This window comes from Allobosea sp. NPDC003192 (assembly GCF_050275675.1).
Classification (GTDB): Bacteria; Pseudomonadota; Alphaproteobacteria; order Rhizobiales; family Beijerinckiaceae; genus Allobosea.
Genome location: NZ_JBNNPK010000005.1, coordinates 1 through 25,993, shown reverse-complemented (window position 1 = coordinate 25,993; position 25,993 = coordinate 1). Strand labels below are relative to the sequence as shown.

At 66.2% G+C, this 25,993-nt stretch carries 19 protein-coding genes; 8 read left to right on the top strand and 11 right to left on the bottom strand.

Translation table 11 applies throughout. The annotated features are described in order from the left end of the window. Positions 1–43 precede the first annotated feature (43 nt). The 4 genes from ACQKLX_RS08550 to ACQKLX_RS08535 are packed head-to-tail and all read left to right on the top strand — an operon-like array spanning position 44 to position 3,880. Entirely contained in the window at positions 44–985 is a 942-nt protein-coding gene (locus ACQKLX_RS08550) for an ABC transporter permease (RefSeq protein ID WP_427361159.1), read from the top strand. Continuing rightward, entirely contained in the window at positions 985–1,845 is an 861-nt protein-coding gene (locus ACQKLX_RS08545) for an ABC transporter permease (RefSeq protein ID WP_427361158.1), read from the top strand. Before ACQKLX_RS08550 ends, ACQKLX_RS08545 begins: the two co-directional genes overlap by 1 nt. Before the next feature lie 2 nt (positions 1,846–1,847). After that, a complete protein-coding gene (locus tag ACQKLX_RS08540; protein WP_427361157.1) occupies positions 1,848–2,894 on the top strand; it encodes an ABC transporter ATP-binding protein in 1,047 nt (348 codons plus the stop codon). Continuing rightward, the gene (locus ACQKLX_RS08535) at positions 2,891–3,880 is read left to right on the top strand and encodes an ABC transporter ATP-binding protein (RefSeq protein ID WP_427361156.1); all 990 of its coding nucleotides are present in this window, start codon (positions 2,891–2,893) and stop codon (positions 3,878–3,880) included. Before ACQKLX_RS08540 ends, ACQKLX_RS08535 begins: the two co-directional genes overlap by 4 nt. Positions 3,881–3,899: 19 nt before the next feature. On the opposite strand, the gene ACQKLX_RS08530 is transcribed toward ACQKLX_RS08535, so the two are convergent. The 10 genes from ACQKLX_RS08530 to ACQKLX_RS08485 form a co-directional block, all read right to left on the bottom strand. Beyond that, positions 3,900–4,205: a hypothetical protein gene (locus tag ACQKLX_RS08530; RefSeq protein ID WP_427361155.1), complete on the bottom strand. Its 306-nt coding sequence runs from the start codon at positions 4,203–4,205 to the stop codon at positions 3,900–3,902. 54 nt (positions 4,206–4,259) lie between these two features. Beyond that, positions 4,260–5,753 carry an aspartate ammonia-lyase gene (locus tag ACQKLX_RS08525; protein ID WP_427361154.1) on the bottom strand — a complete coding sequence of 498 codons (1,494 nt, stop codon included), beginning with the start codon at positions 5,751–5,753 and terminating at the stop codon, positions 4,260–4,262. A 45-nt stretch (positions 5,754–5,798) separates the two neighbouring features. Beyond that, on the bottom strand, positions 5,799–6,479 hold the full coding sequence (locus tag ACQKLX_RS08520) for an orotate phosphoribosyltransferase (protein WP_427361153.1): 681 nt from the start codon (positions 6,477–6,479) through the stop codon (positions 5,799–5,801). Continuing rightward, positions 6,476–7,771, bottom strand: a complete 1,296-nt coding sequence (locus ACQKLX_RS08515) for a Zn-dependent hydrolase (RefSeq protein WP_427361152.1) — start codon at positions 7,769–7,771, stop codon at positions 6,476–6,478. The genes ACQKLX_RS08520 and ACQKLX_RS08515 overlap by 4 nt, the downstream gene beginning before the upstream one ends. After that, positions 7,768–8,730, bottom strand: coding sequence for a dihydroorotate dehydrogenase (locus ACQKLX_RS08510; RefSeq protein WP_427361151.1), 963 nt, complete (start codon positions 8,728–8,730; stop codon positions 7,768–7,770). Before ACQKLX_RS08510 ends, ACQKLX_RS08515 begins: the two co-directional genes overlap by 4 nt. Then, positions 8,727–9,605 carry a dihydroorotate dehydrogenase electron transfer subunit gene (locus ACQKLX_RS08505; protein WP_427361150.1) on the bottom strand — a complete coding sequence of 293 codons (879 nt, stop codon included), beginning with the start codon at positions 9,603–9,605 and terminating at the stop codon, positions 8,727–8,729. Before ACQKLX_RS08505 ends, ACQKLX_RS08510 begins: the two co-directional genes overlap by 4 nt. A gap of 10 nt (positions 9,606–9,615) precedes the next feature. Beyond that, positions 9,616–10,863: an MFS transporter gene (locus ACQKLX_RS08500; protein ID WP_427361149.1), complete on the bottom strand. Its 1,248-nt coding sequence runs from the start codon at positions 10,861–10,863 to the stop codon at positions 9,616–9,618. A 290-nt stretch (positions 10,864–11,153) separates the two neighbouring features. Continuing rightward, the gene (locus ACQKLX_RS08495; protein WP_427361148.1) at positions 11,154–12,077 is read right to left on the bottom strand and encodes a helix-turn-helix domain-containing protein; all 924 of its coding nucleotides are present in this window, start codon (positions 12,075–12,077) and stop codon (positions 11,154–11,156) included. 131 nt (positions 12,078–12,208) lie between these two features. Then, positions 12,209–13,168 (bottom strand): Bug family tripartite tricarboxylate transporter substrate binding protein, encoded by a 960-nt coding sequence (locus ACQKLX_RS08490; protein ID WP_427361147.1) that lies wholly within the window; start codon positions 13,166–13,168, stop codon positions 12,209–12,211. A gap of 252 nt (positions 13,169–13,420) precedes the next feature. Beyond that, on the bottom strand, positions 13,421–13,903 hold the full coding sequence (locus tag ACQKLX_RS08485) for a MarR family winged helix-turn-helix transcriptional regulator (RefSeq protein ID WP_427361146.1): 483 nt from the start codon (positions 13,901–13,903) through the stop codon (positions 13,421–13,423). Between the two features lie 423 nt (positions 13,904–14,326). On the opposite strand from ACQKLX_RS08485, the gene ACQKLX_RS08480 reads away from it, so the two are divergent. Continuing rightward, positions 14,327–15,109 (top strand): class II aldolase/adducin family protein, encoded by a 783-nt coding sequence (locus ACQKLX_RS08480; protein WP_427361145.1) that lies wholly within the window; start codon positions 14,327–14,329, stop codon positions 15,107–15,109. Positions 15,110–15,166: 57 nt separating this feature from the next. Then, a complete protein-coding gene (locus ACQKLX_RS08475; protein WP_427361144.1) occupies positions 15,167–17,098 on the top strand; it encodes an FAD-binding monooxygenase in 1,932 nt (643 codons plus the stop codon). A gap of 183 nt (positions 17,099–17,281) precedes the next feature. Here ACQKLX_RS08475 and ACQKLX_RS08470 read toward each other — a convergent pair whose 3' ends face one another. Further along, complete coding sequence (locus ACQKLX_RS08470) at positions 17,282–23,521, bottom strand: hypothetical protein (RefSeq protein WP_427361143.1); 6,240 nt, start codon at positions 23,519–23,521, stop codon at positions 17,282–17,284. Between the two features lie 644 nt (positions 23,522–24,165). Between ACQKLX_RS08470 and ACQKLX_RS08465 the strand changes: the two genes are divergently transcribed. Further along, a complete protein-coding gene (locus tag ACQKLX_RS08465; protein WP_427361142.1) occupies positions 24,166–25,311 on the top strand; it encodes a 2-aminoethylphosphonate--pyruvate transaminase in 1,146 nt (381 codons plus the stop codon). 11 nt (positions 25,312–25,322) lie between these two features. Next, positions 25,323–25,993: alkaline phosphatase family protein (locus ACQKLX_RS08460; protein ID WP_427361141.1), on the top strand; the 671-nt coding region annotated here is incomplete at its 3' end.

Genomic DNA, 25,993 nt, shown 5'->3' with positions numbered 1-25,993 from the left:
CAAGCGACGAACGCTTCAAGAAACACGAAAAGGGGGGCAGGCGATGACGCGATATGTGATGCAGCGCATCCTCGGCATGCTGGCGGTGATGTTCACCGTCGTGACGATCGTCTTCGTCATCGTCCGTGTCGCACCGGGTGATCCGGCGGCCGTCATGCTCGGCCCCGACGCCACGGCCGCCGACATCGCCGGCCTGCGCAGCCGGCTCGGGCTCGATCAGTCGCTGCCGACGCAATACGTGCTGTTCCTCGGCCAGCTGCTGCGCGGCGATCTCGGCCAGTCGATCTTCCTCAACATGCCCGTGCTCAGCGCCCTCGCCGAGCGGGCCGAGCCGACCTTCTTCCTGACCCTGTTCTCGATCCTGATCGCCAGCGCGATCGCGCTCCCGGTCGGCATCCTCTCGGCCTACAAGCGCGGCACGCTGTTCGACCAGGTCGCGACCACCTTCGCCATGTTCGCGGCGAGCATTCCGAGCTTCTGGCTCGGGCTGATCCTGATCCAGGTTTTCGCCGTGCGCTATGGCTGGATGCCGGCCTCCGGCTATGGCGGCCCCGACGCCTCCTTCCTCGAGCGGCTCAGGCATCTCGTCCTGCCGGCGCTGGCGCTCGGCATCGTCTCCTCGGCGCTGATCACCCGCTTCACCCGCGCCTCGATGCTCGACGTGCTCAACGACGACTATGTCCGCACCGCTCGCTCGAAGGGCATGGGCGAGTGGGGCGTCGTGATGAAGCACGCCTTCAAGAACGCGCTGATCCCGGTGCTGACCGTGGTCGGTCTGACCGCGGCACTGCTGATCTCCGGCGCGGTGGTGACGGAGACGGTGTTCAGCCTGCCCGGCATCGGCAACCTCGTCGTCTCCGCCGTGCTGCGCCGCGACTATCCGGTGATCCAGGGCGCGCTCCTCGTCATCGCCGCCCTCTACGTGCTGATCAATTTCCTGATCGACATGCTCTATCTCGCGATCGATCCAAGGGTGCGCTACTGATGGCCGCCTCCTCCGCTCCTGCCAGCCGCCCGCGGCTCGCCAGCCTGATCCTGCAGCGCAAGACGCTGCTGATCGGCCTTATCGTCCTCACAATCATCGCGCTGCTGGCGATTCTCGCCCCGCTGATCGCGCCCTACTCGCCAAGCCGGCTTTCGGTGGTCAACCGTCTGAAGCCGCCGAGCGAGCGCTGGTTCTTCGGTACCGACGAGTTCGGCCGCGACGTCTTCAGCCGCACCATCTATGCCGGCCAGCTCTCGCTGCTGGTCGGTGCTGCGGCGACCGTGCTCGCCGCGGTGCTCGGCATCACGCTCGGCCTCGTCGCCGGCTTCTTCCGCAAGCTCGACGGCGTCATCGCCCGCATCATCGATGCGATGATGGCCTTCCCCGACATCCTGCTGGCGATCTCGCTGGTGGCGGCGCTCGGCCCCTCGCTCGCCACCGTCATCGTCGCGCTCGGCATCGTCTACGCGCCGCGCCTCGCTCGCATCGTGCGCGCCTCGACGCTGATCATTCGCGAACTGCCCTATGTCGAGGCGGCGCGGGCTCTCGGCGTGCCGACCTGGCGGATCATGACCCGCCATGTCCTGCGCAACCTGGTCTCGCCGATCCTGGTCCAGGCCACCTTCATCTTCGCTTATGCGATGCTGGCCGAGGCGAGCCTGTCCTTCCTCGGCGTCGGCGTCAGCCCGGAGATCCCGACCTGGGGCACGATGATCGCCGGCGGGCGCCAGTATATCGGCCAGGCCGACTGGATGATGCTCTTCCCCGGCGCCGCGATCGTGCTGACCGTGTTCTCGCTGCAGCTCGTCGGCGACGGCCTACGCGACCTGCTCGATCCGCGCCTGCGAAAGGATCTGTGACGATGGCGACCCTGGAACAAGCCGCCGTCGCCGCGCCTCAGGTCGACGACGACATCCTGCTCAAGGTCGAGGACCTGCAGACCCACTTCCTGATCGGCTCCAGCGCGATCAAGTCGGTCGACGGCGTCAGCTTCTCGCTGCGCCGCGGCCAGACGCTGGCGGTGGTCGGCGAATCCGGCTCCGGCAAGTCGGTGACCAGCCTCACCATCATGCGGCTGCTCGCCCATCCCGGCCGGATCGTCGGCGGGCGCATCCTCTACCGCCAGCGCAGCGGCGAGACCGTCGACCTTGCGCAGGTCCCGGAGAAGCGGATGCGCGCCATCCGCGGCAGCGAGATCGCGATGATCTTCCAGGAGCCGATGACGAGCCTCAACCCGCTCTTCACCGTCGGCGACCAGATCATGGAGATGATTCTGCTGCACGAGAATATGTCGCGCAGCCAGGCGCGGGCGCGGGCCAAGCAGATGCTCGAGCTGGTCGAGATACCCGCGGCCGAGCGACGCTTGGCGCAATATCCGCACGAGATGTCCGGCGGCATGCGCCAGCGCGTGATGATCGCGCTCGCCCTCTCCTGCAATCCCTCGCTGCTGATCGCCGACGAGCCGACCACCGCGCTCGACGTCACCATCCAGGCGCAGATCCTTGACCTGCTCCGCCGGCTCCAGGCCGAGATCGGCATGAGCATCCTGTTCATCACCCATAATCTCGGCGTCGTCGCCGAGATCGCCCATGAGGTCGCGGTGATGTATGCGGGGCGCGTCGTCGAGCAGGGACCGGTTGTCGACCTGTTCGCGCGGCAGCGCCATCCCTATACGCGCGGCCTGCTCGCCTGCATTCCCGATGCCCGGCGCGATCGCATCCCCGGCCAGGGTCGGGCCTTGCTCAACGCCATCCCCGGCAATGTCCCGAGCCCGCTCGCTTTGCCGCCGGGCTGCTCATACGCGCCGCGCTGCCCGCTGGTCGAGGAGCGCTGCACCCAGGATGCGCCGCCGCTGATCGACGTCGCCGCCGCCCATCTCACCCGCTGCTGGAGGCATGACGCGCTGTGACCGCTGCAAGCCATATCCCGACGGAAGCGCCGCTGCTCTCCGTCCGCAATCTCCAGAAGGTCTTCTCGACCCGCGGCGGCGATGTCCGCGCCGTCTCGGATGTCTCCTTCGAGGTCCGCCGCGGGGCCATCGTCGGCATCGTCGGCGAATCCGGCTCGGGCAAGACCACGGTCGGCCGCTGCATATTGCGCCTGGTCGAGCCATCCGGTGGCGAGGCGGAGTTCGACGGCACCGATCTGTTCGGCCTGCCGGAAAAGGCACTGCGCGGCTATCGCCGCCGCCTGCAGATCATCTTCCAGGACCCGTATTCGAGCCTCAACCCGCGCATGCGCGTCGGCGAGATCATCGGCGAGGCGATCGACACCCATGGATTGGCCAAGGGCAAGGCCCGCGAGGCGCGCATCGCCGAGCTGCTCGGCCGGGTCGGGCTCAATCCCGACCATGCCAGGCGCTATCCGCACGAGTTCTCCGGCGGTCAGCGCCAGCGCATCGGCATCGCCCGGGCGCTCGCGGTCGAGCCGGAATTGATCATCGCCGACGAACCGGTCTCGGCACTCGACGTCTCCGTCCAGGCCCAGGTGCTCAACCTGATCCAGGAGCTGCAGCGCGAACTCGGCCTGACCATGGTCTTCATCAGCCATGACCTCTCGGTGGTCGAGTATCTCTGCGACGACATCGTCGTGCTCTATCTCGGCCGGATCATGGAGAAGGGCCCGGCGCAAGAGGTCTACGCCAATCCGCGCCATCCCTACACCAAGGTGCTGCTTTCGGCGGCGCCGGTGCCCGATCCCAGCGTCAAGCGCGAGCGCGTGATCCTCAAGGGCGACATCCCAAGTCCGCTGAATCCGCCTTCCGGCTGCGTCTTCCGCACGCGCTGCCCGCATGTCATCGACGCCTGCGCCAGCGCGATCCCCGAGATCGAGGAGGTCGGCTCCGGCCACAGCGTCGCCTGCATCCGCCAGAAGGAACTGGCCGGCGCGGCCTGAGTCAGGCCGCGCCCCGTGATCAGGCGAGTTCGCTCGCCCCTATCTCGTTGAGCAAGGCGATCCGGCCAGCCGGATCGGCAGCGCTTCCATTGGCGGCCTTGCCGAGGAAGTCGGTGAGCTGATCCAAAGCCCGGGCCGCAATCTCGGCGGAGAGCGGCTGACGGTCATAGGCCTCGACGAAGCGGCCCGCGAGATCGGCGAGCAGGCGCAGCAATGCGGCCTGTTCCGGCGCGTCGGCGCGCAAGGCCAGCGCCCGGTCCTGGAATTCGACATAGGTGCGCAGGCTGCCCTTCTGCTGCTGCAGCCAGTTCAAAAGCTCGTTCATCATCTCTCCGCGGGATTGCGATCATGACCGCGACGGGTCGGCGTGATGTCGCGCTCAGGGGCGCGACGGGGTCGGCGGCTTGGCGCGCGACGGCGCGGTCATCGCCTCGATGCGCAGCAGCTCGTCGAGTTCGGCGAGCGTGAGCAGCCCTTCCTCGAGCACGATCTCGGCGACCTTGCGCTTCTCGGCGAGGGCGCGCTTGGCGACGCGTGAGGAGGCCTCGTAGCCGATCGCCGGGCCGAGCGCCGTGACCAGCCCGATCGAATCCTCGACCAAAGCCCGGCAGCGCTCGCGGTCGGCCTCGATGCCGTTGACGCAGCGGGTCGTCAGCGTGGTCACCGCGGCGGTGAGATGGCGCAGCGAAGAGAGCAGGCAGTAGCCGATCGTCGGCTCGAAGGCGTTGAGCTGGAGCTGCCCGCCCTCGGCGCACATGGTGACGGTCAGGTCGTGGCCGATGACGAGATAGGCGACCTGGTTGACCACTTCGGGAATGACCGGGTTGACCTTGCCCGGCATGATCGATGAGCCGGCCTGGACGGCCGGCAGGCGGATCTCGCTGAAGCCGGCGCGCGGCCCGCTCGACAGCAGGCGCAGGTCGTTGCAGATCTTCGAGAGCTTGACGGCGACGCGCTTGAGCACGCCCGAGAACAGCACGAAGGCGCCCATATCAGAGGTCGCCTCGATCAGGTTGGTCGCCGGCACCAGCGGCAGGCGCGCCGATCGCGCGAGTTCCTCGATGGCGAGCGCCGCATAGCGCGCATCGGCGGTGATGCCGGTGCCGATCGCGGTCGCGCCGAGATTGATCTCGCGGAACAGGGCCGCGGCCTCGCGCAGACGCGAGACATCCTCCTTGATCGTCGCGAAGAAAGCGTCGAACTCCTGGCCGAGCGTCATCGGCACGGCGTCCTGGAGCTGGGTGCGGCCGATCTTGAGCACGTCGGCGAACTCGACCGCCTTGGCCTTGAAGGCGAAGGCGAGCTCGTCCAGCGCCGCGATCATCGGCTCGGTCGCGAAGATCACGGCGAGGCGCAGCGCCGTCGGATAGGCGTCGTTGGTCGACTGCGCCATGTTGACGTCGTCATTGGGGTGGAGCGCGGCGTAGTCGCCCTTCGGCCGCCCCATCAGCTCCAGCGCGACATTGGCCACGACCTCGTTGGCGTTCATGTTGGTCGAGGTCCCGGCGCCGCCCTGGACGGCGTCGACGACGAACTGCTCGTGGAACCGGTTGTCCCTAGCGATGAGATCGCAGGCGCGGTCGATCACCTCGGCCTTCGCCGCCGGCAGGTTGCCGAGGCGCCGGTTGGCACGGGCCGCAGCCTGCTTGACCAGCGCGAGCGAACGCACCAGCTCGGGGAAATGGCCGACCGGGACGCCGGTGATCGGGAAATTCTCGACCGCCCGCAAGGTGTGAATGCCCCAATAGGCGTCGGCGGGCACATCGGCCTCGCCGAGCAGATCATGCTCGCGGCGGGTCGAGACCTCGGCCAGCGCGATGGTCTGCGTCGTGGCGAGCTGGACGCTGTCCGGGCGGGGGGTGTCATCGGCCATGTCGGTATCCTCTCGATCTCGCGCCATCACCTGATCGTTCCGGCTTCAGGTCCTGGGAGCAAGGCTGGCGCGACCGCCATGCCGGGTCGACCAGGCCACGGGATCGGCCAGGAACCGCTCGATCTCGGCGCGATCCTCCGGGACGAGCCCGTTATCGGCACCGGCACGCAGGACATCGCCCCAGTTCGCCAGGGCGTGCAGTGTCAGGCCCGCTTCCTTGAGCCGGGCATCGGCGCCCGGGAAGGCATCGTGGTAGAAAATCGTCAGGACATGCTCGACCACAGCCCCCGCCGAGCGGAGGCCGCGAGCGAAGTTGAGCTTGCTGCCGCCATCGGTGGTCAGGTCGTCCATCAACAGGACGCGCAGGCCCTCGACCGGCCCGCCCTCGACCTGGGCGTTGCGGCCGATGCCGAGCGGGCGCTTGCGGACATAACGCAGTTTCAGCGCCAGCCGGTCGGCGAGCCAGGCCGCGAAGGGGATGCCGGCCGTCTCGGCGCCGGCGATCGCGTCAAAGCTGTCCGGCGGAAAGGCCGCGCCGGCATAGTGGGCGGCGAGATCGCTGACCGCCTGGCGCAATTCGGGATCGCCGAGCAGTAGGCGGACATCGACATAGACCGGGCTCGCCCAGCCGGCCGCCAGGATGAAGGGCTGCTGGCGGCTGACATGGACGGCGCCGGCCCTGAACAGCAGCTCTGCGACCTCGCGGCCGGTCTCGTTCGCGCTCATCGCACAGCCTCCCTGATGGCGTCCCGCATCACCGCGATCCCGGCGAGGAAATCGTCGATCGCCATCGCCTCCTGCGGATTATGCGATCCGTTCTGGTTGCGCACGAAGATCATCGCGCTGGGGATGCCGGCATTGGCGAAGACGGCCGCATCATGGCCGGCCCCACTCGGGATGTCCTCATCGGGCAGGCCAAGATTGCGGGCGGCGCTCTTCAACCTGGCGACCCAGCCGGCATCCATCACCGCGGGTGCGGATTCGAGCCGGCGGTCGACGCGGAACTCGACCCCCCTCTCCTCGCCGATCAGGCCACATTCCGAGAGGAAGAGGTCGTAGAAGGCCTCCAGCGTCTCGCGGCTCTGGCTGCGCACCTCGAAGGAGAAGCGCACCGTGCCGGGAATGCGCGCGATGGCGTGCTCCTGCGGATCGGTGCCGAGCACACCCGCCGTCACGACCACATCGCGGCCGCGTTCCAGCAAGGTGCGCCAGTGCCGGTCGAGATGGGTGATCAGTTCGGCGGTGGCGAAGACCGCATCGCGCCTGAGCCAGCGCGGCACCGCACCGGAATGGCCGGCCTCGCCGAGGCATTCGACCTGCCGATGCCGGATATTGCCCCTGATGCCGGTGACGATGCCGACGGGCAGGTCTCGGGCGACCAGAACCGGCCCCTGCTCGATATGCAGTTCGATCCAGGCCGCAACGGTGGCCGAATCGAGCAGCGGCTGCCCCTTCTCGACGCGGGCCATGTCGACCCCGACGGAGGCCATGCACTCCGCCAGCGTCCGCCCGCTGGCATGATCGCGCACGGAAAGGTCGGCGGCCGAGAGTTTCCCGAACAGGGCGCTGGAGCCCATATAGGCCCGGCCGAAGCGGGAGCTTTCCTCGCCGCGCAGCGCGTAGACTTTGATCGTCCGGCGCGGGACAAAACCCTCTTCCTTGAAGCGCGCGATGATGGCGAGCCCTGCGATGACGCCGGCGGCGCCGTCGAAATTCCCGCCCTGCGGCACGGAATCGAGATGCGAGCCGCAGGCGAGGAAGGGCAGCTCCGGCTCCCTCCCCGTCAGTGTGACGACGAGATTGGCGCCAGCGTCGCGCTCAGTCGCAAAGCCGAGTTCGCGCGCCTTGGCCTCGACGATATCGAGCGCCAGCGATTCACGCTCGCTATAGGCCTCGCGGGTGATGCCGACGCCGTCGCCCGTCGCCTCCCGCAAGCTGTCGAACAGCGCCTCAGTGAGGGCCCGGTCGCCCTCGTCGCCGCTGAAGACATTGCGCATCTCGGCCGCCTGCGCGCTCACGAGGCCGGATCCAGCCAGGCGAGGTCGGGCTCGTCGGCCTCCTCGATCACGACGCCATGGATCAGATCGGCGACGCGCGGGATTTCGCGGCGCAGGCAGAAGTACTCTAGCCCGTCGATGATCGTCGTCATCGCCGCCGGCTGCAGGAAGGTCGCGGTGCCGATTTGCACGGCGCTGGCACCGGCGAGCATATATTCGATCGCGTCATCGGCGGTGGAGATGCCGCCGCAGCCGATCACCGGGATCGTCACCGCCTTGGCGCATTGGAAGACCTGGCGCAGCACGATCGGCTTGATCGCCGGACCCGACAGACCGCCCATGATGTTGCCGAGGCAGGGCTTGAAGCTTTTCAAGTCGATCGCCATCGACAGGATGGTGTTGGCGACCACGACTGCGTCGGCGCCAGCGGCCTCGGCGGCGCGGGCCACCTCGGGCACGTCGCCGGTATTGGGCGTGAGCTTGACCCAGAGCGGCAGCGCCGTCGCCTTGCGCAATTCGCGTGTCACCTTTTCGGTCGACTCGGCCCGCATCGCGAAGGCCTTGCCGTCCTCCTCGATGTTCGGACAGGAGATGTTGGCTTCGATCGCGGAGATGCCGGGGATCGAGAGCTCCGCGGCGAGGCTGGCGAAGCCTTCCGCCGTCGGCGCCGAGATCGAGACGACCAGCGGCGTGTCGTAAACCGCATAATGCGGCATCGTCTTCTCGATGAAGTAGGGCACACCCCTGGATGGGATGCCGATGGCGTTGATCAGCCCGCCCGGCCGCTCGACCACCCGCGGCAGCGGATTGCCGGCGCGCAGTTCGCGCGTGATCGTCTTGGTGACGAAGGCGCCGAGCCGGTTGAAATCCATCACCTTCTCCAGCCCCTCGGCGAAGGTGCCGGACGCCGGCATGACCGGATTGCGCAGGGTCAGCCCGCCGATCCTGACGGAGAGGTCGATCGTGCTTGTAGCGCTCATGGCAGCGCCTCCATCAGGTCGAAGACCGGGCCGTTCCAGCAGACGCGCCGGTTGACGATCTCGCCATTGACGTTGAAGTCGCGGACGCAGCAGTAGCAAAGCCCGATTCCGCAGGCCATTTGCTGCTCCATCGCGACCTGGCCGGGCAGTCGGAACTCTCGCGCCAGGCGCTGCTGCACCCGCATCAGCCGGCTCGAGCCGCAGGTGAAGAAGGCATCGCAGCGCCCTTCCGCGATATGGCGGCGCAGGATGCGCTCGACATTGGCGGGCCCGCTGGTCGCTTCGGAATCGGTGACGGCGATGACGTCGGCACCATGGCGATGGAACAGATCGACCGAGACGAGGAGCTCTGGCCGCCTCGCACTGAAGACAGCCGTCACCTGCGTACCATTGGCCTTCGCAGCTTTGGCGAGCGGAGCGAGCGTCGCCAACCCTGCCCCGCGCCCGACGGCGACGATGTGGCGCCAGCTCGGATCCAGCGTGAAGCCGACGCCGAGCGGGCCCATGATGTCGAGCCCGTCGCCCGGCTTCAGCATGTCGAGCCCGCGCGTGCCGGCGCCGGTCACCTTGTAGAGGAACTCGACCTGGCGCTTGTCGGGATCGGCGCCGTAGAGGCTCATCGGCCGGCGCAGGAAGGGCTGCTCGCCCTCCGGCTGCGGGCAGAGGAGCTGGAAGAACTGCCCCGGCTGGGCCGCGGCGGCCTCCTCGCTGCAATTGACCACGAGGTGCCGGTATTCGGCGTTCACAGCCTCGTTGCGGACGACCTCGGCGAGCTCGGCGACGATGCTCGCTTTCCACGGTGCAGCAGAGCAGGCATCGCCTCCGATGGCCGCGCCGGAGCGCGCGGCCTGCGACTGATCGTGCTGGATCGACATGGCGATGCGCTCAGGAGAGCTCGGCGCCACGCCGTTCCGGGATCAGGAACCACATGGCGAGGATGTCGAGCACATAGAGCGTCGCCAGCAGGGCGATCGCCATCTCGAAGCTGTAGGCCGCCGCGATCGTCCCGACCACGAGCGGACCGAAGCCGCCGACGCCGCGCCCGATATTGAACAGCACGTTCTGCGCCGTCGCCCGGGCGGCGGTCGGGAACAGCTCGCTGATCAGCGCGCCATAGCCGCCGAGCATGCCGTTGACGAAGAAGCCCATCACCGCACCCGCGACCAGGAGTTGGAACGGATCGGTCAGCCGCGAATAGACGATGACCATCACGGCAGCGCCGAGCATGTAGCCGAAGAAGGCCGGGCGGCGTCCGATACGGTCGGCGATATGGCCGAAGGCGTAGATGCCGACCGCCATGCCGGCGATGGTGACGGAGGTCCAGACGGCGGACTGCGTCAGGGCGAAGCCGAAACGGGTCGCCAGATAGTTTGGCAACCAGATCATGACGCCGTAATAGCCGAAGTTCTGGACCGAGCAGAGCACGACCATGCCGAGGCTCAGCTTGGTGGTGTCCCAGTCCTTGACCAGCAGGCGCAGCGCCGATTCCTTCGGCCGGTCCTTGCTGCGGGCGACGAAGACCTCGGGCTCATGCAGCGAATGGCGGATGAAATAGGCCGCGACCGCCGGCAGGATGCCGATGGCGAACATGCCGCGCCAGCCGATCGTCGGCAGCAGGAGCGGCGTCGCGATCGCGGCCGCGAGCACGCCGACCTGCCAGCCGAGGCCGACATAGGAAGAGGCACGCGCCCGCTTCGAGGCCGGCCAGGCTTCGGCGACCAGGGCCATGCCGATGCCGAATTCGCCGCCGAGGCCGAGGCCGGCGATGGTGCGGTAGATCAGAAGGTCCCAATAGCCTTGCGCCAGCGCACACATGCCGGTGAAGACGGCGAAGAGCACGATCGTCCAGGTCAGGACGCGGACGCGGCCGATGCGGTCCGACAGCATGCCGAAGCCGATGCCGCCCAGTACGGCGCCGACCAGCGTGGCGGTGACGAGCGAGGCGGCCTGGCCCTGCGTCAACTGCAGGTCGGCCGAGATCGTCCGCAGCATGAAGCCGAGGATCAGGAGGTCGAAGCCGTCCATGGCATAGCCGATGGCTGCACCCCACAGGGCTTTGCGGGCCTTGCTGTCGACCTCGGTCGGAGCGGATAGGGCAATGGAGCCGCCGACGGCGGCCTGGTTGTCACTCACGGCGAAGTCCCCCGTTTCTGCTTTTCTTTGCGGTGCGTACCAAAAACGCCAAAGCACCAGCGCGCGCTTCCGCGCGCGGCTGTCGGCCGGTTTGATCTCATCGGAGTTTGGGCGCTCGCCCGCATTCTCAGGGCGCTTGCCGCGCCGCTTGGCAGCCAAGGCGTCAGGCTCGGCCGCGAGAAATTCGCAAGGACATCGGAAGCCCGATGCCGTTGCGTGATCACTCTATCTCACGCCAAAATCTCAATTGCAAGAACAATCTCAATTTTGCGACAGACGCCATGTCGGCATCAGACCAGCTCCGAAGACGGCTCCGTCATCGGCGGCTGCGCGATCCCGGACCGGTCGAGGGCAGCCCGCAGGACGGCTCCGGCATCGCTACCCTTGAGGGCGCGGCGCCAGAGCCCGTCGGCGATCTCCTCATAGAGCCGCACCGGCTCCTCGTCCGCGGTCAGCATGGCGATGCCGGAGCGGAGATTCGGCAATTCGCCGCCCAGCCGGAACGGGCTCAGCCCCAGCAGGGTCTTCTCGGCGGTGCGGAAGAGCTGGAAAGTGATGTTCGGCAGCGTCTCTTCGATCAGGCCGATCTGCACGCCCATCGGCTCGCTTTCGATTAGCCCGATCAGGTGCTCGACCTCGGTGCGCGCCGCTTGGCGACGCCGGACCAGTTCGGCCGCCGGCAGGTTGAAGCTGCCGACGACGCCGAGCTTCAGCCAGCGCTCGATCTCGAGGACGTTGACGAAGTTGACGACGCTCAAGCGGCGGCGCTTGCGTGCTGTCTTGCGCTCGTTGAGGATCGCGATGATCGCATCGATCTCCGCCACCGCCTGCTCGCGCGCGATATGAGGCGGCAACGCCTCGACCAGGGTTTGCCGCAGGTAGCCGGAATAATCGTCCGAAGTCAGCAGATAGGACAGCGGCGGGAAATGCGCGACGACCTGGTCGGCCTGCTCCTCGATCTGCCGCATGCGCTCGAAATAGCTGACCGGGCTGGAGTAATACTCCACCCCTGCCCCGAGCAGCGAGGCGACGGTCGTCTCCAGCAGCGTCGCCAGCCGCTCCAACGTCTCGATCTTGACGACGCCTCCGGCCTCGATCCGGTAGACCGCCGCTCGCGAAATCCCGAGCTGTTCGGCGACATCCTCGGCCTGGAGGCCCCGCCCCAGACGGTAGGCCTTCAGCCGCTCACCGATTTCATTGAACCGGATTGCCATCCAGCCGACCTCATCCGCCGCATCATCTGAATCTCAGATTTTAGACAGCGTAGTCGATCTGCAGGACGATGCGAAGCGTGATCGGCTGTTTTCAACGCCCGCTCTTGGAAGATCGGTACCGAGCTGCCCGGTCAGCCCGGCTTGATGCCGGCCTGCTCGACCACGCGGTTGGCGCGCTGGATTTCGGTCTCGATGAACTTGGCGAAGCTCGCCGGATCCTCGGTCACGGCTTCCGCGCCGAGCGCGGTCAGCTTCTCGACGATCTCGCGATCCTTGGAAGCCGCCTGCACCGTCGCGTTGACGCGCTGCACCGTCTCGGCCGGCAGCCCCTTCGGGCCCCACAAGCCGTACCAGAGCGTGAAGTTGAGATCGGCCAGTCCCTGCTCGCCGGCGGTCGGCACATTCGGCAGGAGTTTGCTGCGTTGCGCGCCCATGATCGCGAAGGCGCGCATCTTGCCATCGGTGATGAAGGACAGGGCCGAGCCGAGCGGAGCGACCATCAGCTGCACCTGGCCGGCGACGACATCGGTGATCGCCGGGGCCGTGCCGCGATAATTGACCAGCTCGGCACTCGTGCCGGTGCGGAGCTTGAAGCTCTCGGTCGCGAGATGACCCATGCTGCCCAGCCCGGAATTGGCGAAGGTGTATTCGGTCGGCTTCGCCTTCATCTGCGCGATCAGCGCCGGCAGAGTCTCGGGCGTCTTGGTCGAGCCGATCAGCACCATCGGCGACATCGCGAAGCGCGAGATCGGCGTGAAGTCCGCCAGCGGATCATAGGACACGCTGCGCATCACATGCTTGGCCATGATGTGGATGTCGGCATTGGTCAGATAGGTCGTGCCATCCGGCGTGGCCCGAGCGACCTCGGCGGCGCCGAGCGTGTTGCTGGCGCCGGCCTTGTTCTCGATGACCCAGGATTCGTCGAGCGCCGGCGCGATGCGCTGGGCGTAGAGTCGCCCGATCACGTCGATCGCCCCGCCCGCCGCAGCGGGCACGATCAGCCTGACGACCTTGCGTTGGGCCAAGGCAGCGCGGGGCGCAAGCGCAGCGCCAGCGAGCCCGATCAGGGCGGCACGTCGTGTGATGATCACCTGATTTCCTCCGGATAGGGCCGCGTTGCTCGCGGTTCTCAGGTTCGATTCGAAAGGATGGTCGGCGGTCCCGTTCCCGCTTCGATCGGCCACCACACGGCAAGCCCGACCAGCAATCAAGATAAGACCGCATACTTATTATCAGTATGCACCGTATCTTGGCACTGTCAAACGACGAACTACCCGAACCCGACGAAGCGGACTTCACGCAGCAGCTTCGGTCCAATCGCGAGTTCGGAAGAAGTCGCGCCCTCAGGCGGCGTCGGAAGAGCGCACTGCGTCCAGTCGCAGCGGCACGCGCGAGGCTTCGTTGTTGAGCTCGACGAGCTGCGCGAGCATGCGCATGAAGGCCTCGCGATCCTCCGGCGCGAGCGGGGCGAGGATACGCTCCTGCGCCCGCAGCGCCAGCGGCCCGGCTTCCTGCAGGATGCGCTCGCCCTTCGGCGACAGATGCAGAACCTTGATGCGCTTGTCGTCCTTGCTGCCCGAACGCTGGATCAGTTCCTTCGCTTCCATCCGTTCCAGCACATTGCCGAGCGTCGAGCGGTCGAAGGCGACGAGGGCCGAGAGGCGGGTCGCGTCGATGCCGGGATTGTCGCGCACCGTGACCAGCGCCGCGAACTGGACGGGGGTGAGATCGACCGGCGCGCATTCCTCGAGGAAGAGCGAGACGGCGATCTGTTGGGCGCGCCGGATGAGATGACCGGGCATATGATAGATATCGTCAGTCGACATCGTCGCTTTGCCTTGGTGGGCGGAGGGTGGATCTGCCGCTCGAATGTTCGTGCCGCCGGCTCTTCGTCAGGCGAATCCTGCTCGGCTCGATCGCCGCATCTTGGCTATAGATCGTATGCTTTCAGTCCGTAAGCGGTCAAAGCGTCCCGTTTCCCCTACGGGCCGAACACTCGGAGACCGGCCCTTCAGGCATAGTTGACAGCCGAAAATCTGGGAGTATCCTGTTAATCAGTATACGGACGATTTATCAGAGATCGCCGGATGGGAGGATGCCTCAACGGTTTCCGGTCGCGGAAACCGGGCGCTGCCAGCACGGGCTGCTTATCCGCTTCTCTGATCCACTGCCCGGTTCGGCGGCCCGGCCGCCCGATCGGCAGGGCCTGCCTGCAGACTGTCGATCAAGGCGATTTCGGAGAGAGAGCAATGTGCACCTCGGATCATGGCAACCATCCCATCGCCGTCGACGTAACTGACACGGCCGTCGCCTCGGTCGCGCCCTCGCCCGAGATCGTCGAGGAGCTCGTTGCCGCTAATCACATCCTGTTCGACCAGGGCGTCGTCGATGCCTTCGGCCATGTCAGCGTGCGCCATGACAAGCGGCCGGACCGCTTCCTGCTCGCCCGCAACATGGCCCCGAGCCGGGTCGCGGCCGACGACATCGTCGAGTTCACGCTCGACGGCGAGGCGGTCAATGCCAATGGCCGCAAGGTCTATCTCGAACGCTTCATCCACGCCGAGATCTTCCGCAGGCGCCCCGATGTGATGGCCGTCATCCACAGCCACTCGCATTCGATCGTGCCGCTCAGCGTCGTCAAAGGCACGCGCCTGCGGGCGATGTTCCACATGGCGGGCTTCGTCGGCCAGGGCGCGCCCGTCTTCGAGATCCGCGAGGCCGGCGGCGACGCCACCGACCTGCTGATCAGCAACAACCATCTCGGCCGGGCGCTGGCAGAGCATTTCGACGGCCATGACATCGTGCTGATGCGCGGCCATGGCTCGACCGTGGTCGGCTACTCGATCAAGCAGGCGGTCTACCGGGCCGTCTATGCCGAGCTCAATGCGCGCTACCAGCTCCAGGCGATGCAGCTCGGCGAGGTCACCTATCTCACCGAGGGCGAGAGCCGCGCCTGCGTCGCCAGCATCGAGGCGCAGGTCCATCGCCCCTGGGAGATGTGGCTCGAACAGGCCCGCTCGCGCCGGCGCTGAGGCGCCGGCCGCGTCAAAACCAACCCGATCCATCCTGCCTCGCAGAAGGTGGCCTGCATGCAATTCCATCTCAACGGTTTTCGGACCGGCGATCCCGGCGTGTCCGAGCCTGCCAGCGGCCTCGCCGCACCGTCGGGCGGCAGCTCCCTGCCGCAGGAGGTCGACGTGCTGATCGTCGGCTGCGGCCCGGCCGGACTGACACTGGCAGCGCAACTGGCCGCCTTTCCCGAGATCACCACACGGATCGTCGAGCAGAAGCCGGGGCCGCTTGAGCTGGGCCAGGCGGATGGCATCGCCTGCCGCACCATCGAGATGTTCGATGCCTTCGGCTTCTCCGAGCGGGTCCTGAAGGAAAGCTATTGGGTCAACGAGACCGTCTTCTGGAAGCCTGATGCCTCGCGACCGGAGGCGATCACCCGCAGCGGCCGCATTCAGGACGTCGAGGACGGGCTGTCCGAATTCCCGCATGTGATCCTCAATCAGGCACGGATCCACGACTTCTTCCTCGGCGTAATGCGGCGCTCGCCGAGCCGGCTGGAGCCCGATTATTCCCGGCGCCTCGTCGATCTGCAGATCGACAACGCGTCATCCCATCCGGTGACTGTAAAGCTTGAGCGTGTCGACCCCGCGCATGAGGGCAAGGTCGAGACCATCAGGGCCCGCTATGTCGTCGGCTGCGATGGCGCCCGCAGCGCCGTGCGCAAGTCGATCGGGCGGACGCTGGAGGGCGATTCCGCCAACCAGGCCTGGGGCGTGATGGACGTGCTCGCCGTCACCGATTTCCCGGATGTGCGGCTGAAGGCGCTGATCCAGTCCGCCGGCGAAGGCACGATCATCATCATCCCGCGCGAGGGCGGTTATCTGATCCGCATCTATGTCGAGCTCGACAAGCTCAGCGAGAACGAGCGGGTCGCGAGCCGCAATATCGGCGTGGAGCATCTCATCGCCGCGGCGCAGCGCATCCTGCGCCCGTATGCGTTCGAGGTGAAGGAGGTCGCCTGGTGGTCGGTCTACGAGATCGGCCAGCGCCTCTGCGACAAGTTCGACGACGTGCCGGAGGGGGAGGCCGGGCAGCGCCTGCCTGCCGTCTTCATCGCCGGAGACGCCTGTCACACCCACAGCCCGAAAGCCGGTCAGGGCATGAACGTCTCGATGCAGGACGCCTTCAATCTCGGCTGGAAGCTGGCGGCGGTCCTGCGCGGGCAATGCCCGCCCGAGCTGCTGCACAGCTACTCGGCCGAACGCCAGGCGATCGCAAAGGAGCTGATCGACTTCGACCGCGAATGGGCGAAGATGCTGAGCGCGCCCCTGAAAGCCTGGGACGGCGGCGAGGGGGTCGATCCCAAGGAGGTCGAGGCCTATTTCGTCAGGCATGGCCGCTACACCGCGGGCACCGCGACCCGCTACGCGCCCTCTTCCTTGACCGGCGAGCCCACTCACGCCGACCTGGCGACGGGACTTCCGATCGGCGCGCGCTTCCAGTCCGCACCGGTGATCCGCCTCGGCGACGCCAAGCCGGTAGAGCTCGGCCATGTCGCGCAGGCCGATGGCCGCTGGCGCCTCTACGCCTTCGCCGACCGGACAGATCCATCCTCGTCGGCATCGCGCCTGCGTGCGCTGTGCGACGCCCTTGCGGCTTCACCCTCGTCGCCGCTACGCCGTTACGCCAAGCCGGGAGACGATATCGACTCGGTGATCGACCTGCGCGCGATCCTCCAGCAGCCGCATCGCGAGGTCGCGCTCGAGACCCTGCCGAGCCTGCTTCTGCCGCGCAAAGGCCGTCTCGGCCTGATCGACTATGAGAAGGTGTTCTGCCCCGACCTCAAAAGCGGCCACGACATCTTCGACCTGCGCGGCATCGACCGCGGGCGCGGCTGTCTGGTGATCGTGCGACCCGACCAATACGTCGCGAACGTGCTGCCGCTCGACGACCATACCGGCCTCACCACATTCTTCGCCGGCGTGATGACGCCGCAAGCTCCGAGCTGACGGCTCTAACCGGTCACAACGACTCGACGATGGCCCTGCCCACAGGCGAGCTGAAGAGCTCATCGGCGGCGGATCGCAGCTCATCAAGCACGCGAAAGCCGGATCCGATCGGACCCGGCTTTCGATCTCGGCTGGAGATGGCCTTGCCGATCAGCCGGCGATGCCAGCTGATCGTATTGGACCTCAGAGGATCAGGAACAGGTCCGTATTGGTGATGTTCGGATTGTTGGTGAAAGTCGCAACCAGGACGTCACCGCCGGCCGCGCTGCCGTTCCTGTCGAACCAGAGCTGATCGGTCGACTGGTCGTAGATGAAGCGCTGCCCCGCCGTGGTCGCGGCGTGCCCGGAGGCCACGGACAGGAACTGTGCGGCAGTCACCATGGTCCCCGCCGCCGAGCCGACGAGGCCGGCCCCGGCGAAGCCGGAGGCAGAGATCTGGACGCGATCCTGGCCCTTGGCGAAATCCCAGATGAAATCGCCGCCATCGGCAACGTTGGTGAAGCGGAAGATGTCGTTGCCGGCACCGCCGACCAACGTATCGGCACCAAGCCCGCCGACCAGCACGTCATTTCCGCCGCGGCCATCAAGCTTGTTGGCGCCGCTCGAGCCGGTCAGTTGATCGGCGACGTCGGTGCCGATCACGTTCTCGACGTTGAAGATCAGGTCCTGATGGCCGAAGCCGTCCTTTCCGATCCCCGTCGCCAGATTGACGGTGACGCCCTGGAGACCGCCGCCATTCGCGGCATCCCGGCTGTAGTCGACGGTATCGATGCCGCCACGGCCATCGATGACGTCGGCTCCGCCAAGACCGCGGAAGCGGTTGTTGCCGTCGTCCCCGTTCATGATATCGACGGACTGGGTGCCGCGAATGCCCTCGATATTGCGCACGATATCGACGTGGCCGAAGCCATCCCTGATCGTGCCGGCTTGCAGATCGGCGATGATGCCGCTGGTGCCACCATTGGCGGCATCCTTGTCGTAGCGCACCTCGTCGAAGCCGGTCCCGCCGTCGATCCGGTCGGAGCCCGCCAGGCCGTAGAACATCTCGAAATCGTTGTTGGCCACATTGCCGCCGGTCAACCGGTCGGCGAAGCCCGTGCCCAGCACCTCCTCGATGTCGATCAGCAGATCGGTATTGCCGAAAGTATCGGTCGCGACACCGGTGAGCAGGTTGACGACCACGCCCTGGAATCCGCCATCGAGGTCGTAGCGGACGGCGTCGAAGTCTTCCGGATCGCTTGGCCCGGCGGAGGTGCCGTCGAACACGTCGAAGCCTGCACCGCCGATCATGACGTCGTAGGCAGCGCCAGCGTGGAGGATATCATCGCCATTGCCGCCATAGAGCCAATCCTCGCCCGCGCCGCCGTCCAGCGCATCGTTACCGGCGTCACCGAAGAGGCGATCATCGCCGTCTTCGCCGATCAGGACGTCGTCGCCATTGCGGCCTCTGAGCTCGTTGTTCGCTGCGCTGCCCATGACGAAGTCGTTGTTGTCGCTGCCGACGATGCCTTCGATCTCGACCAGTTCGTCGAAGGAGCCGAAGCCGTCGCGAGCAAAGCCCGCCCCGACCGTGACCCCTCCGAAGCTTCCTTCTGCGGTGACGTCGGTATCGGACAGGTTGGCGATGACGCCTTGCGTGCCGCCATTCGCCGAATCCGACCGGTAATCGGCATAGTCGAAGCCGGCACCGCCCTTGATGTAATCGGCGCCGTCCATGCCGCGGAAGTACTCGTCGCCGGCTCCGCCGTAGAAGTAGTCGTTCAGATGCGAGCCGCGCACGCCTTCAATGCCGCTGAGCGTATCGATGCCGCCGAAGAGATCACGCGCACGCCCCGCGGCAATTGTGACGCTGGGGTTCCCGAGCGGGGTAACGACCACTGTGGCAGCGGAGAGATTGACGATCACCCCATATGTGGGGGTGATGAAAACCTGTGGCCGCATGCTCCAATCCAGATCGTAGCGGACCTGGTCGAAGCCCCCCGTGCCACCTTCGATCACGTCGTTGCCGGCGAGGCCGAAGAAGCCTTCGTAGTCGAGGTTAGCGGTGCTGCTGCCGATGATGACGTCGTTGCCGTTCGTGCCGATGACTTCCTCGATGTCGAGCAGCGTATCGGTGCCTCCGAAGATGTCGCGCGCCGTGCCAGCAGCGAGGGTGACGGAGCCGACACCGGCCAATGTCACCGTCCTGGCGACAGCGGACAGATTGACGGCGACCGGCAGGATCGCCCCGGTGAGGCCGGCGAAAGACTGCTCATCGCCATAATTCGCACGGTCATAATCGTTGAGATCGTTGACCAGATTGCCCGAGCCGTCGATCGGGCGGCCATCGAAGATGTCGTTGCCCTGGCCACCGATGAACCTGTCCTCGTTGAGGCCGCCGAGGAGATAGTCGTTGCCGGCCTCGCCATGCAGAGTGTTGCCTAACCCATTGCCGATCAGCACGTCGCCGAGTTCCGAGCCACGCACGCTCTCGACATTGCGGAACTCGTCGATCGAATTGGAGAAATCACGGCCGGACTGGCCGGCGATCGTCGTTGGCGCATAGCCGCCGGTCACGAATGAGAGCATCTGCGCCGTCAGGGTGAACGCCCCGGCGTTCAGATTGACCACCGCGCCGAGTGCGGAAGTTCCATCGATCCGGAAATCGATCATGTCGTTGCCGGCGCCGCCGTCGAAGAAATCCGCCCCGGCGCCCAGCCGGGCACGGTTGTCGAGGACGCTGCCAATGACGATATCGCCCTGGGCGGTACCACGGACGCGCTCGATGTTGGCCAGCGTATCGGTGTCGCCCCAGCCGTCATAAGCCTGCCCGGCGCCGATGCTGGTGTAGAAGGGCGAGACGATTGCCGTCCCTGCCAGATACTCGGCCTGGAGATCGGAAATGCCATTCGCGCTGAGGTTCACCAACACGCCGCGCGTGCCGTTGTCGTCGGTGCTATTGTCTTCGCTGCGGTTACCGGTCGCGTCCAGATTGTAGTAAATCTGGTCGTTGCCCCCCCTGCCGTCGATGAAATCGTTACCCTTGAAGCCTCGAAGATTATTGCTTTCGCTCGAACCGTAAATCGTGTCATCGAGCTGCGTCCCAAGGACGCCCTCGATGTCGATCAGCGTTTCAGCATTGCCGTAGGTATCGGTCGCGGTGCCCGCCTCGAGATCGACGACGATGCCGACCGGAGGCACGGCACGGCCGCCTTGGGTCGCTTCGGCGCGATAATCGATTTCATCGGCATCGGTATCAAGGAAGCCCGCACGGGAAACCGAGCTGCCGTCGAAGCGGTCCACGCCCGCGCCGCCTTGGAAATAGTCGTCACCAGCCCCGCCGGTGAAGTCGTCGTCGCCGTCAAGACCGAAAAATCTGTTGTTGGCGTCATTGCCGACCAGGATGTCGCCGACGGCCGCATTGGTGCCGACCACACTCTCGATGCCGATGAGCGTGTCCGTATGACCGTATGTATCGAGCGCCTTGCCGGCCGCGACGGTGACGGTTCCGGAACCGCTGGGATTGGCAACGGTGATCGCCGCCGAAGAGAGATTGACGACCACGCTCTGGCCGGGGCCGTCGGGCCCCTCGCGCTCGTCGGCGTAGCGAACCGTGTCGGCACCGTCGCCACCATTGAGCGTGTCCGCGCCGGCGCCGCCATAGAGCGTGTCGTCCCCGGCCATGCCCGAGAGCACATCGTTGCCGGCACGGCCTCTCAGCATGTTGTTTCCGGCGGAGCCGGTGAGGCTGTCGGCGGCGTTGGAGCCGAGGATATTCTCGAAATTCGAGATGATATCGCCGGTGGCATCGCCGCCGGTCGCGGTATTGGCCGTGAGATTGATGATGACACCCGCCACCGAATTCAGATAGGCGAGCGTGTCGGTGCCGTTGCCGCCATTGAGCACGTCGGCGCCGCCGCGACCATCAATGAAGTCGTTGCCGTCACCGCCGGCCAGGTTGTTGGCCGCCGCGCTGCCGAACAGGTTGTCGTTGAAATCCGAGCCGATGACGTTCTCGATACCGATGAGGGTGTCGCCGGAGGCATCGCCACCGCTGACCTGCGGACCGCTCAGGTTAAGTTCGATGAAGACGCTGGCAGCCGAAGCCGCATAGCGCGCCGTATCGGCGCCCGCGCCGCCATTCAGCGTGTCGGCGCCGGCGCCGCCCTCCAGGATGTCGTTGCCAGCCCCGCCGTCGAGGATATTCGCTCCGGCATTACCGGTGAGATCATCATTGAAGCCCGAGCCGGTGACATTCTCGAAATTCAGGATCGTGTCGCCGGCCGCATGGCCGCCCGCCGCGGTATTCGAGGCGAGGTTGATCTGCACGGCCGCGTTTGAGGCGGCGTAACGCAAGGTGTCGATATCGGCGCCGCCATCGAGATTGTCGGCTCCCGCGCCGCCCTCGATGATGTCGTTGCCCTGGTGGCCGCGGATCATGTTGTTGCCGGCATTACCGAGCAGTGTATCGGCGTGGAACGAGCCTTCGAGATTCTCTATGCCCGACAGGATATCCCCGCTCGCGTCACCGGCGCTGACCTGCGCCGTGGTCAAAGCGAGATTCACTGTGACGCCGGCGCTGCTGCCCCCATAGCCGACGCCATCGCCGAACGCCGTGTTCGACCCGCCGGTCAAACGATCTGCGCCCGCCCCGCCGATGATGAAGTCATCGCCGGCGCCGCCGTCGATGGTGTTCGCGCCGCTGGAACCCGCCAGGACGTCGTCGAAGGCCGAGCCGATGAGATTCTCGACATTGGTCAGGACGTCGCCGGCCGCTCCGAATCCTCCCAGGCCCCCGGTCAAATTGGCCCAGACCTCGGTCGTGGCATTGGCGTAGCTGACGGTGTCGATGCCGTCGCCGCCATCGATCGCATTGGCAGCGCTGCTCGCGATGATCGTGTCGGCGAAGCTCGACCCGGTGACGTTCTCGAAGCCGCTGATCGTGTCGCCGGTCGCATGGCCGCCGGTCGCGGTTTGCGCGTGAAGGTTGACGGTGACCGCCGCGATCGAGCCGACATAGCTCAGCGTGTCGCTGCCCGCCCCGCCACGCAGCACGTCGGCGCCGGCGGCGCCGCGGATGGTGTCGTCGCCGTCACCGCCGTCGATGATGTTGATGCCGGCATCGCCGGAGAGCGTATCGCCCTGGGCCGAACCGAGCAGGTTCTCGAAGCCCGTGAACGTGTCGCCGTCCGCGTCGCCGCCGGCCGTAGCGGCCGGCACGGCGAGATCGACGGTAACCGCCCCGCTCGAGCCGGCATAGCTCAGCGTGTCGTTCCCGAGCCCACCGTTCAATGTATCGGCCCCGGCGCCGCCTTCGATGGTATTGGCGCCGCCATCGCCGGTGAGGATATCGTCGTGAGCCGAGCCGATCAGGCTTTCAAATCCGGTGAAAACATCCCCGGTGGCGTCGCCGCCCGACGCCGTCGACGTGGCGAGGTTGACAGTGACGGCCCCGCTCGAGCCGGCATAGCTCAGGGTGTCGGACCCAGCCCCGCCAACCAGCCCGTCGCCTCCCGCTCCGCCTTCGATGATGTCGTTGCCGTCATTGCCGAGGATCTGGTTGACGCCACCGTCGCCCTTCAGCTTGTCGTCGAAGGACGAGCCTATGAGGTTTTCGATGCCCGTCAGCGTGTCGCCGGCTGCGTCGCCGGCCGAGACCTGGGGACCGGCCAGCGAGAGGTCAACCGTCACGCCTGCGGTGGAGTTGACATACAAGGCAGTATCGCCGCCCCCTCCAGTACCGAGATCGTCGCTCCCGCCGTCGAGCACGTCGGCGCCCGCGCCGCCGATCAGGTCGTCGTCCCCATCGCCGCCGGAGAGGATGTCGTCGCCAGCACCGCCGGCCAGGTCGTCATCGAAAGCCGAGCCGGTGATGACGAAGCTGTTCGCCGGGTTGAGGATATAGGCCGGCGTCACGCCATTCACAGCGTCGTCCGGATCGAAGGACCTGGGATCGCTGAACTGGACCGTCCCGACCTGCCCCGTCCCCGAGTAGAGGTCGAGATTGGTGAATGTCAGGTCGCGCACCTGCTCGACCCAGTCCGCAAACGCGTTCTGGGCGTTGAGGACCGCCTGGTAGAAGGCCTGCAGCGTCGGGTAGTCCGCTCCATCGATGGCGGCGATCGCCGCTGCGACAGCTGAGAAATCGGGCACGCTTCCGGGCGAGTTCAGCTTGAAGCCGTAGCTTGAGCCACCCACCAGATAGACATCATTGGCGGTCGGCGCAGCCGCCCAGACCGGCAGGCTGCCATTGAGCCCGTTGAAGGTGAAGGAGAACGGCGCCAGCCCACCGTCGATCGTCGCCGTCACCGTCACCGGAGCCGCGTCGAGCGGGCTCACCGGCCGCGCGCCATTGCCATCGACGGTGAAGGCCTCGATGAGAGTTCCGGGATTGAAGACCTGGCCGAAAGTGGCGCCCGAGAAATCGACGGTGATCGTGGACATCAGTGGAAACTCCCATGGGCCGCACGCAGCGGCAGATATTCTGATTTCGACGGTTGCCTGCTCAAGAATCGTGCAGCGCGATCACACGCGACGCTCTCTATGCTTTACCTGATTTGATTTTTGGGGACTCAATACAAGTCTTGAAGGGCACAGTTCACCGGGTTGCTCGACGGCGTACTTCGGCCAAGCTTCCCGCTTCGACCTATGGAACACCGGAGGCGGCACGCCGGCTGAGCCCAAACGGTCGTATTCCTGTCGCTCATCAAATTCGCCGATCACCAAAGCCGCGGCGGGATTATTCCCGATTCTAACCAAGGGTAAACTCCCCAAATGGGGGTATGCGATAAAGAAACTGTTTCCCATACTCTCGCAAGGAAAATTGCATTTACTTTACGTCACTTTGATCACAAGGCCTCCGCCCGGCGACGCCCGCAAGAGCGCTGGGCCTGTCCAGCCGTTGCGCCCGCCGCCCGATCCTCCGACCAGCCGATACGAGGCGGCATGGCCGCACGACACCCGGCGATAGGAACCCAAGAGGCATAGATCCTATCAATATCATCGATGGAAAGAACGTATTGGATCGATAGATCGACACCACCTAGCGTCTGCTCATCCGCTGACACGCAAGAGAGCGAGACCGCGCCATGGCAGCCACCCGTCGCCCCGCCGCTTCCGAAACCGGTGATCCGCTTCTCCTGACGCCCGGGCCGCTGACCACCAGCAAGGCCGTCAAGGAGGCCATGGTCCACGATTGGGGCTCGCGCGACGCTACCTTCGTCGGCATCAACAAGGCCGTCATGGACGAGCTGCCGAAGGTCATCCACGGCGGATCGGATTTCGTCACCGTTCCAATGCAGGGCTCCGGCACCTTCGCCGTCGAGGCGATGCTGACGACCTTCGTCCCCCGCGACGGCACGGTGCTCGTCCTGATCAACGGCGCCTATGGCCAGCGCGCCAGGCGGATCCTGGAGATCGCCGGGCGTGGCGTCGTCGTCCACGAAACGGCCGAGGACATGCCGCCGGACCTGACCGAGGTCGACCGGCTGCTCGGCGCCAACGCCGCCATCAGCCATGTCTTCGCCGTCCATTGCGAGACGACGAGCGGCATCCGCAATCCCATCGAGGCGATTGCCACCCTGGTGAAGCGGCATGGCCGGCGCCTGCTGATCGACTCGATGAGCGCTTTCGGCGCCCTGCCGCTCGACAGCCGCGACGTCCATTTCGACGCTGTCGCCGCCTCCTCGAACAAGTGCATCCAGGGCGTGCCCGGCCTCGGCTTCGTCATCGCCCGCAAGAGCGCGCTCTCCGAGACGAAGGGCAACGCCACCACCCTCGTCCTCGACCTGCATGATCAGCACGCCGCCTTCGAGCGCACCGGCCAGTACCGCTTCACCCCGCCGATCCACGTCATCGTCGCCTTCCGTGCGGCGCTGCAGGAATTCTGGGCGGAAGGCGGCGTCGCCGGGCGCGGCGACCGCTATGCCGAGAATGCGCGTATCCTGATCGAAGGCATGCAGGAACTCGGTTTCCGCACGCTGCTCCCCGCCGCCCGGCAGGCGCCGATCATCATCACCTTCCACATGCCGGAGGATAAGCGCTTCGTCTTCCAGCGCTTCTACGACGCGCTGAAGGATGCCGGCTACGTCATCTACCCCGGCAAGCTCACCGTGGCCGACAGCTTCCGGATCGGCTGCATCGGGGCACTGGGAGCGCAGGACATGCGCAATTTCGTCGCCACCGTCTCGTCGGTCCTCGACGAGATGGGCGTCGGCCTCAAGTCGGCGGCGTGAGGGTGGCAACGATGAACATGCATTCTTCGGTTGGTTCTGACGTCGTCGTGAACGGTCGTGGCTATGGCCGTCCTTCTCGTCCTGTGGTCGTGATCTGCATGGACGGTTCGGAGCCTTCCTATATCGAGGCTGCCAGCGCCAGGGGGCTGACGCCGAACCTCGACAGGATCATGCGGACGGGTGCGAGCACGCACGCCTATTCGGTGATCCCGAGCTTCACCAACCCGAACAACCTCTCGATCATCACCGGCCGCCCGCCTTCCTGGCACGGCATCGCCGGCAACTTCTTCTACGACCGCGAGGCGAAGGAAGAGGTGATGATGAACGATGCCCGCTTCCTGCGCGCTCCCACCATCCTCGCCGCCTTCCAGCAGGCCGGCCTCAAGGTCGCGATGGTCACCGCCAAGGACAAGCTCCGGACCCTGCTCGGCAAGGGCCTCGACTTCTCGGCGGGCACCGCGATCGCCTTCTCCTCGGAGAAGGCCGACAAGGCCAACCGGAACGAGAACGGCATCGACGACGTCCTCGGCTTCGTCGGCCTGCCGGTGCCGTCGGTCTATTCGGCCGATCTGTCGGAGTTCGTCTTCGCCGCCGGCGTCAAGCTGCTGGAGAGCTTCAAGCCCGACCTGATGTACCTCTCGACCACCGATTATGTGCAGCACAAGGCGGCGCCGGGGTCGCA